We start from the raw sequence: 8659 nt of genomic DNA, 5'->3' as shown, positions 1-8659 counted from the left end.
AACAAGGAAAAATCTTGTTAAACCTGAAAGAAACTATTTTATCCAGTGCTATAACAATTTTTAAATATAATTTATTAAGAAGTATTTTTGCAGTTATAACCGGACGCTCAATGGTGCTAGAGTGCCCGTTTGGGAGCATGGTTTTGGAGGAACGGTTAAACCACTGATGGAGTCTATTACGACTACCTCGATTAGAAGATTGTATAATCTAACCGTCCCAAGCTTAAATACTTCTTCATTATAAGTTATAGGAGGTCAATTACAATGACAAAAAGTAAATTAGAGGTAATGAATCCTGATGCAGCAGGGATAGATGTTGGTTCGGCTGTACATTATGTATGTATACCCGAGAGAAGAGATGAGCAACGTGTTCAAAAATTTGGCTGCTTCACTGAAGACCTTCATAATTTAGCAAGGTGGTTAAAAAAGTGTAAAGTTACAACCGTAGCGATGGAATCAACTGGTGTATATTGGATTCCTTTGTTTCAAATACTGGAATCTTACGGTTTTGAAGTTAAGTTGGTAAATGCGCGACATGTAAAAAATGTACCTGGGAGAAAGTCAGATGTTCAGGACTGTCAGTGGTTACAACAACTACATAGTTATGGATTACTCCAAGGGTCATTTAGGCCAGATAGCCAGATATGTGTATTGCGTAGTTACGTGCGACAACGTAAGAACCTCACTGAAAGTGCATCTACACATGTTCTGCGTATGCAGAAGGCATTAATTCAAATGAATATACAACTGCATAGAGTTATAAGAGATATAACAGGAGTAACTGGTATGAAAATTATCAAGGCTATAATTAAAGGCGAAAGAGATTCTGGGAAATTGGCTCAATTCAGGGATGCACGAATAAAAAATGATCAGTCTACTATAGCAAAAGCGTTAGCTGGCGATTATAGAGAGGAACATGTATTCACGCTAAAGCAAGAATTTGAACTATATAATATTTATCAAGAAAAAATAGCAGAATGTGATAGAAATATTGAGGTCTATTACAAAACGTTTGAAACAAAATCTAACGAAAGTAAACAGTTGAGTAAGGAAAAGAATAAGCACAGAAAAAGTAAGCCTGACTTTGCTTTGCACGAGGAACTGCACCGAATAACTGGTATGGATTTTACTAAAGTTCCAGGGCTTGATATACTAAGTATACAGACTATAATTTCAGAAACTGGTATAAACCATAATAAATGGTCAACAGAAAAACACTTTTCATCGTGGTTAGGACTCAGCCCTGCCAATAAAATTACAGGAGAAAAAGTGTTTAGCACAAGAACGCGTAAAGTCATTAATCGTGCTGCGAATGCATTTCGAATGGCTGCTAATTCTGTAGGAAATAGTAAAAGTTCATTGGGTGCATACTACAGGAGATTAAAAAAACGATTAGGAGCACCAAAAGCAATAACAGCTACTGCAAGAAAAATAGCATGCATATTTTATAGTATGCTCAAATACGGACAAGAATATGTAGAAAAAGGAATGGAATACTATGAAACACGATATAAGGAGAGAGCTGTAAAAAATTTGATCAAAAAGGCACGAGAATTTGGCTATACTTTAGTGCAACAAGAGGAGCTAGTTAAGGAAGTTTCTTAGAAGGATGAAGTGAAATCTTATCTTGTACAAATGGGTTATAGTAAGGAAATGGGAGCACGTCCAATAGAGAGACTTATTGAAAAAGAGATGAAAAGTTACTTAGCAGAAGAAATACTGAATCGTAAATTAATAAAAGGAAAGAAATTAAGAATCTATATGAATAAAGTAGAAAATAAAATTGCTTTTGATATAGTTTAAAATCCTTGTATTGAACTTCATCTTTGTTACAATTTATAACTTAAATTTAATTTGAATTATAGTGATAAGTGATAAAGTAAAACAAGTCCTAAGCTACTACGAAAGTGAAAACCCCGGGGTGAAAGCAAATCTTACTCGTATTCTCATGTATGGAAAGCTTGGCGGTACTGGCAAGTTAGTGATTCTGCCAGTAGATCAAGGATTTGAGCACGGGCCAATAAAAAGCTTTGAAGTTAACCCTGATGCTTATGACCCACATTATCATTTTCGGCTTGCAGTTGATTCGGAAGTAAGTGCATATGCTGCTCCACTTGGTATGATTGAAGCTGGTGCTTCAACCTATGCTGGCCTGCTCCCACTTATTTTGAAACTTAATAGTTCCAACTCCTTACATTCAAAAAATCTGACTTCTGATCAAGCAATAACCTCTTCTGTGAAAGATGCGCTGCGTTTGGGCTGCTTGGCTGTTGGATTTACTATATATCCTGGTTCTGCCAAGTGTTTTGATATGATGGAAGAAGCCCGTGAAATCGTAGCTGAAGCCAAATCTTATGGGCTTGCAGTAGTGTTGTGGTCTTACCCACGGGGTGAGGGCCTTTCCAAAGAAGGTGAAACAGCAGTTGATGTTATTGCCTATGCTGCGCACATAGCAGCTTTACTTGGCGCTAATATAATCAAAGTAAAACTTCCAACTAAATATTTGGAAAGGGAGAAAATAGAAACAGAAAATATTGAATCATTATCTAAAAGAATTGAATATGTTAAAAGATCTTGTTTTGCAGGGAAAAGAATAGTAGTTTTTTCTGGTGGCGAATCGAAGGAAGTAGATGACATATGCAATGAAGCAAAAGAAATTAAGCAGGGTGGTGGTAATGGTTCAATTATTGGCCGTAACACTTTTCAACGCAAAAGGGAGGAAGCTTTATCTATGCTAAAAGATATAATGGATATCTACACATAAAAAATGGCTGGGTGGCAGAATGGCTTATGCGGAGGACTGCAAATCCTTTTATACCGGTTCAATTCCGGTCCCGGCCTCTTTCATTTTCTATATCTTGTAAAAGTTGCTCAATTCAACAGTAGCTTTAAGTGTGTAACCTATAGAGAAAGCTTATCCATTATTTATTCATAAGTAAAATCAATAGACTTCTTGCATAACCCAAACTAAGTAAAAAAAGGTATCCGTTCAGCGGAGTGACAGAATAAGGTAGATAAGGTAGATAAGGTGATCTAAAAAGATAATCATAGAGCAAAAGTGAGTTTACAACAAATGGTGTCATCCAAGTAGCCAACACTTGTATCTTTATGATGTGAGGCATTAGAGCTAAAATACCTCACAGGGAGGGTGAAGCTGATGCGACACTAATGCCATTAAGATTTTGTATCGCCAACAAACCTGCTCTTTGGAAGCCCATTGCACCTGAAATGAGGCATTTGAGGGCGTTGCATGCAATCGCTAAAAGATGATAAGGTGCAACAGACAAATCGCTTGGAAAACAAAAATATGCATTCCAGTTGCAAAGAAGCTATATCTAAAGTAATTTTGGCAATAGAGGAGCAAATTATTGTTCTCGAAAAAGAAATTAATGAGCATATAAACAACTATCCACATCTAAAAAATATGGTGGAAAACCTTAAGACTATAAAAGGTATAGGATATCTTACTGCTGTTGTCGCAGAAATGCCATCAGTTGATAACTTTGACAATGCTAAACAATTTACAGCTTTTGCTGGTCTAAATCCAGGACATTATCAATCGGGATCGTCAGTAAGTAAGAGAAGTTGCATATGCAAAATAGGATCTGAGCGTATTCGAAAAGCTCTTTATATGCCAGCTATAGTAGTCAAAAACCATAATAATCATTTTCAAAAGTTTTGTCAGCGTCTAGCAAGTAAAGGCAAATGTCCAAAAGTCATAGTTCTTGCGTTAATGCGAAAATTAATGCATGTCTTTTTTGGTATTCTTAAAAATAATCAACCATTTAATTGTAATTTTGTTGGATAATTTGTTTGACAGCAGAGACGATATCTTTAATTCAGCATGAATTTTAGGGATCTACATTTGGATGCTTTTTTTGAATATCTGCTAGAAGCCCATCTCTTGCTAATTCCTTTTTTAGATCAAATCTTTCTTTGTCATAAGGAGCCTTTGTCTGGAAATGCATATGCTTCTGACATTTTTCCATCATATTTTCTTACCCATTTACTTAACATACTGCCACCTATGCCTAGACCTTTTGCTATTTTTGTACTTCTGTTTCTTTAACCAGCTTAACAGCTTCTAATTTGAATCCTGCTGCTTCTATTTGCCATATTTTGAAAAAACGTTTTATTTTACTCCAAAAACGTCTTAACTTTCTCTCTACTTTTTCTAGGTAAGGTCACTAGATACTTATGCAGCTGTACATAGAATGACAGAAGAGACTTGCGTTAGATATTGTTTATTTACTTTCGCTCTTTTCTATCAATTTTTTAACTAAGCCTCTTAGCTTTTTACTGGATTCATCAAGCTCTTGAATCTGCGAGCTATGCTCTTTTATTAGCTCCTTATAGTTACCTCTTATGTAGTCAATCATTTCCTTCATCTGAGCAATCATCTTGTTAACATCCATACTACCCAAGTCAGGTACCATGCCAGGCATAGCCCCTTCTAACATACCGCCAGCCATAAGCTGCTGGGACATTTGCATAAATGGTTTTAAAGTCTGATTAAGCAATTCAGGATCCTTAGCTAATTTTTCTATTTGCTCTTTGCAAGTATCCATATACTGCTTCATAAATTCATCTTCTTGTCCTTTGTCTATCATAATATATCTACCTAAAAATACATATTCTTTATTATATATCGTTTTTAAATTAAAAACAATACAAAATACCTATCACAATTGCATTAATACTTTTTAAACAATAAAAAATGCTCCTTTGCTTACAAATGGTCACATACCTTCTTTAACCATTCCTTATCTTTTACGCTATTTTCTAAGTTTTCATAGACAAATTGATGATAGCTATTTATCCATTCAATTTCATCTTTAGTAAGCATTTGCACATCTATTAGCCTTCTATCATATGGAATGAAGGTCAGTTGTTTGAAATGTAAAAAGCTATTTTCTTGTCTGTCGACATACATCAGATTTTCAATTCTTATCCCATACTCTCCCGGAATGTAATAACCAGGTTCGTTGGAAAGTATCATTCCTGGCGTGAGTTTCACTTTATTGCCCTTTGATATTGCTTGTGGTCCTTCGTGTACTGATAGGTAACTTCCTACTCCATGCCCTGTACCATGCATATAGTCCATTCCAAATTTCCATAAATGCGTACGTGCCAATATATCCAATTCTCCACCAGTAGTGCCAGAAGGAAAGATGACACTTGCTATAGCAATGTGAGCTTTCAACACTATTGTATAGTGGGTTATTTGCTCATTGGTCGGATTACCAACCACTACAGTTCTTGTCACATCAGTTGTGCCATTAAGGTATTGGCCACCAGAGTCAATCAAATATAGTCCACTTTTCTGAATTACCTTATTCGTCTTACTGCTTGCACGATAGTGAATTATTGCACCATTTTCATTAAATGCGGAAATTGTTGGAAAACTTGGTTGCTTAAACAAACCCTGCTCTTTTCTGTGTTCTAAAATCCTTTCTTCAGCTTTGAGCTCAGTGATTCCATTGCCAACATTATTTTCAAGCCAATGTAGAAAGTTTGTAACTGCCACTCCATCTTTAATGTGTGCATTTATAGCCCCAGCTATTTCAGTTTGGTTTTTTACTGCTTTATAAATTAGACAAGGATCTTCTCTTTCAGCTACCTGTTTATCTTTTATTACAGCCATGATACTAATTGGAGTTGTGTTTGGATCTATAACTATTGAATTTAGCTTGTGCAGCGAATTTTCTAGCTCACTAATATCAAAAATATTTATATGATTGCCTAAATTTGCTTCTATAGTTGAATGTTCTTTATCTTGAATAAACAAATCAACATTACCGCTTTTATACAATATAGCACGGCCAAATATACATGGAGTATATTTGGCATTTTCATTTCTTGAATTTAATAGCCATGAAATTGAATTTGGATCAGTTAAAAGCACTGCTTCAGCTTCTTTATCTATGCTTTTAGCGACTTTTTCACATTTATTCTTGCTACTTTCACCAGCATATTTAATGGAATGTAAAACCACTGCTTGTTTTCGATAGTCACTTTTTTTTCCAGCTAAACAGGGTATTAATTTACAGATATTCTCATACTTTCTTATATCTTCTATGGTAAAATATTGCAAATAGTAACCTAGTGAGGTGGTCAATGTTAAGTTTGCTTTTACCCATTCGCGTGGATCCTCTTCTTGTATATTATATACTTGAAAATTGTCCTGATCGAGCTGACTGCGAGCTTGTGTAATATAGCGTCCATCTGTAAAAAATGGGCACTTATTGCTCTTTGTAACGATAAGTAGCCCATTTGTTCCTGTGAAGCCACATAACTCTGTTAACTCTTTTGAATATTCATTTAAATATTCGTCTTTAGTATGCAACACAAATACATCAACGTTTATTTCGTGCATAAAAGAACGAAATTCTTCGATTTTTGACATATACCTCACGCAAAACTAGCAGCTACTTTCGTTTTCTTATTTCTAAGGTACACTAATATGCTCACTATTGCTGCGGGAGTGATGCCTTGTATTTGCTTTGCAATTCCAATTGTAGCTGGTTTTATCGTCTGCAACTTTTCTATTACCTCACTTGACAGGCCTTTAACTTGTGAATAGTTAAAATCAATTGGAATTTGAGTGTTAATTTCCTCTCGTAAAAACTTCATATCCGCTTCTTGTCTTATTAGGTAAGGTTTGTATTTTGCTTCAATTTCAACCGCTTCGCATATTTCATTCTTAGCTCTATTATCCGCTTTGGTGTGTCCCATTTTGTCATTCCAGCGTGTGACGCTGCTTAACTCCGGCCATATTTCTTGTAATTTATTCCAGTCGATGTTTGGATAGCTAAGTAAATCTAGTGCCGTTTTTCTTATTCCATCATAAGATATTTTAATACCATAAGACCTAAGCTGCTCAGGAGTAATCGTCAGACTCCCTAACTTCTCTTCAAGCTGCTTAATGGATTTAAGTTTATTCTGTAAAACAGAGTATCTCTCATGCGAAACAAGGGAAATATCATAACCTTTTTGTGTTAATCTTCTATCCGCATTGTCTGACCTGATAGCTAGCCTATATTCTGCACGTGAGGTAAATAATCTATAAGGCTCGATCACCCCTTTGGTGACCAAATCATCTATCATTACGCCAATATACGAATCTGTGCGGTGAAGAACAAAACTCTCTTTTTTTTCAGATGCAGAGAGTGCTGAGTTAATTCCGGCGATAATTCCTTGCCCTGCTGCTTCTTCATATCCAGTGGTGCCATTAATTTGGCCAGCAAAATATAGACCTTTAATTTTCTTAGTTTCAAGAGTATGGCTTAGTTCTCGCGGATCAATATAGTCATACTCAACTGCATATCCAGACCTTAATATTTCTGCGTTTTCAAGTCCTTTGATACTCTTTATCATTTCATTTTGCACTTCAACAGGCAATGAATTTGAAATTCCGTTTGGGTATACAGTATCATCATCCAACCCTTCTGGTTCTAAAAATATTTGGTGACTACTTTTTTCTGCAAATTTATTAATTTTAACTTCAATGGATGGGCAGTATCTTGGTGCAACAATGTCATCCAAATACGAAGAAGCTGACCTATGAAGATTTTCTCTAATTATTTTATGCGTATTTTCATTAGTATGGGTAATAAAGCATGATACCTGAGGTTGGTTAATTTTTTCTGTGAGATAAGAAAACGGCACAGGTGGGTTATCACCCACTTGTTCTTGCAATATTGACCAGTTTATAGTATTACGATCAAGCCTTGGTGGAGTTCCGGTACGCAGTCTACCTAATCTAAAATCATACTTCTTCAATGTATTTGCAAGTTCTACTGCAGACTTATCTCCCATTCTTCCTGAAGGAGTTGTTTGCTCTCCTATATGAATCACACCCCGCAGAAAAGTTCCTGTAGTTAGAATGACTTTACTTGTTGGTATACGTTCACCCGAGCTTATTATTACAGCTTTAATGCACGGTTTTCCATTGCCATTACTTTCTATAAGAAAATTGTCGACTGACTCTTCTTTTACCGTCAAATTGTTATAATTTAGAATAATTTCCTGTATTGCCTGCTTATATAATTTTCGGTCTGCCTGTGCACGCGGGCCCCATACTGCTGCACCTCTGCTACTATTTAAAATGACTGAGTGTATGCTTGCTTGATCGATTGCTCTTCCCATTATTCCATCAAGAGCGTCAACTTCCCTGACTACAACACCCTTTGCAACTCCTCCAATTGCTGGATTGCAGGACATTTCTCCTATAGTTGAAATTTTATGAGTGATAAGCAGCGTGTTTGCACCAAGGCGAGCTGCCGCAGCAGCAGCTTCGCACCCTGCATGACCACCACCTACTATTACTACGTCATATTTATGCATGCTTTTTTGAGTAATTCTACTCTACTAATATTCCGATTATCAACGGTTAATGTCAAATTTTATAGTGATACCTCTCCTGTTACCCAGTGCTGTGACATAACCACACGAACATTATAACCGGGAGCCAGGTAGCAGGCACTGGTATCCAAGTTATAGAAACGGATTAAATACAAAAACTTACTTGACAAACCCCGCCAGCCCCCTTATCATGAAACTGAAGGTATTCAGCTATCTTCATCTGTGCAGATTAAACAGCAAGAAAACAACGTAGTTGGCGTCTTATTTTTAATTTTTTGCACTATGTGCACCTTAT

General features: G+C 36.1%; 6 protein-coding genes, 1 tRNA gene and 2 pseudogenes. 5 read left to right on the top strand and 4 right to left on the bottom strand.

What is annotated here, in order from left to right; all coding sequences use genetic code 11:
- Positions 1–258: 258 nt before the first annotated feature.
- The 5 genes and pseudogenes from OZD67_RS05890 to OZD67_RS05870 form a co-directional block, all read left to right on the top strand.
- Complete coding sequence (locus OZD67_RS05890; RefSeq protein ID WP_182184072.1) at positions 259–1605, top strand: IS110 family RNA-guided transposase; 1347 nt, start codon at positions 259–261, stop codon at positions 1603–1605.
- Positions 1606–1803 (top strand): annotated as a pseudogene (locus tag OZD67_RS05885) (hypothetical protein); the annotation flags it as partial.
- Between the two features lie 64 nt (positions 1804–1867).
- Complete coding sequence (locus tag OZD67_RS05880) at positions 1868–2764, top strand: class I fructose-bisphosphate aldolase (RefSeq protein WP_182184070.1); 897 nt, start codon at positions 1868–1870, stop codon at positions 2762–2764.
- 5 nt (positions 2765–2769) lie between these two features.
- Positions 2770–2841: transfer RNA gene (locus tag OZD67_RS05875), tRNA-Cys, on the top strand.
- A 333-nt stretch (positions 2842–3174) separates the two neighbouring features.
- Positions 3175–3808: pseudogene (locus tag OZD67_RS05870) on the top strand (IS110 family transposase); the annotation flags it as partial.
- A gap of 43 nt (positions 3809–3851) precedes the next feature.
- On the opposite strand, the gene OZD67_RS05865 reads toward OZD67_RS05870, so the two are convergent.
- The 4 genes from OZD67_RS05865 to mnmG form a co-directional block, all read right to left on the bottom strand.
- Complete coding sequence (locus tag OZD67_RS05865; protein ID WP_182183163.1) at positions 3852–3992, bottom strand: hypothetical protein; 141 nt, start codon at positions 3990–3992, stop codon at positions 3852–3854.
- 252 nt (positions 3993–4244) lie between these two features.
- Complete coding sequence (locus tag OZD67_RS05860; RefSeq protein WP_182183161.1) at positions 4245–4610, bottom strand: hypothetical protein; 366 nt, start codon at positions 4608–4610, stop codon at positions 4245–4247.
- Positions 4611–4729: 119 nt separating this feature from the next.
- Positions 4730–6406: an aminopeptidase P family protein gene (locus OZD67_RS05855; RefSeq protein ID WP_182183159.1), complete on the bottom strand. Its 1677-nt coding sequence runs from the start codon at positions 6404–6406 to the stop codon at positions 4730–4732.
- A 5-nt stretch (positions 6407–6411) separates the two neighbouring features.
- The gene (gene mnmG / locus OZD67_RS05850; RefSeq protein WP_182183157.1) at positions 6412–8346 is read right to left on the bottom strand and encodes a tRNA uridine-5-carboxymethylaminomethyl(34) synthesis enzyme MnmG; all 1935 of its coding nucleotides are present in this window, start codon (positions 8344–8346) and stop codon (positions 6412–6414) included.
- Positions 8347–8659 lie beyond the last annotated feature (313 nt).

The sequence above is a fragment of the Wolbachia endosymbiont of Drosophila nikananu genome, from assembly GCF_028981865.1.
GTDB classification, from domain to species: domain Bacteria; phylum Pseudomonadota; class Alphaproteobacteria; order Rickettsiales; family Anaplasmataceae; genus Wolbachia; species Wolbachia pipientis_B.
This window is presented reverse-complemented; position numbering and strand designations above follow the sequence as displayed.

Coding starts and splice junctions, on each gene's coding strand:
- OZD67_RS05865 (WP_182183163.1), bottom strand. CDS start 3,992: ATGATGGAAAAATGTCAGAAGCATATGCATTTCCAGACAAAGGCTCCT.
- OZD67_RS05860 (WP_182183161.1), bottom strand. CDS start 4,610: ATGATAGACAAAGGACAAGAAGATGAATTTATGAAGCAGTATATGGAT.
- OZD67_RS05855 (WP_182183159.1), bottom strand. CDS start 6,406: ATGTCAAAAATCGAAGAATTTCGTTCTTTTATGCACGAAATAAACGTT.
- mnmG (WP_182183157.1), bottom strand. CDS start 8,346: ATGCATAAATATGACGTAGTAATAGTAGGTGGTGGTCATGCAGGGTGC.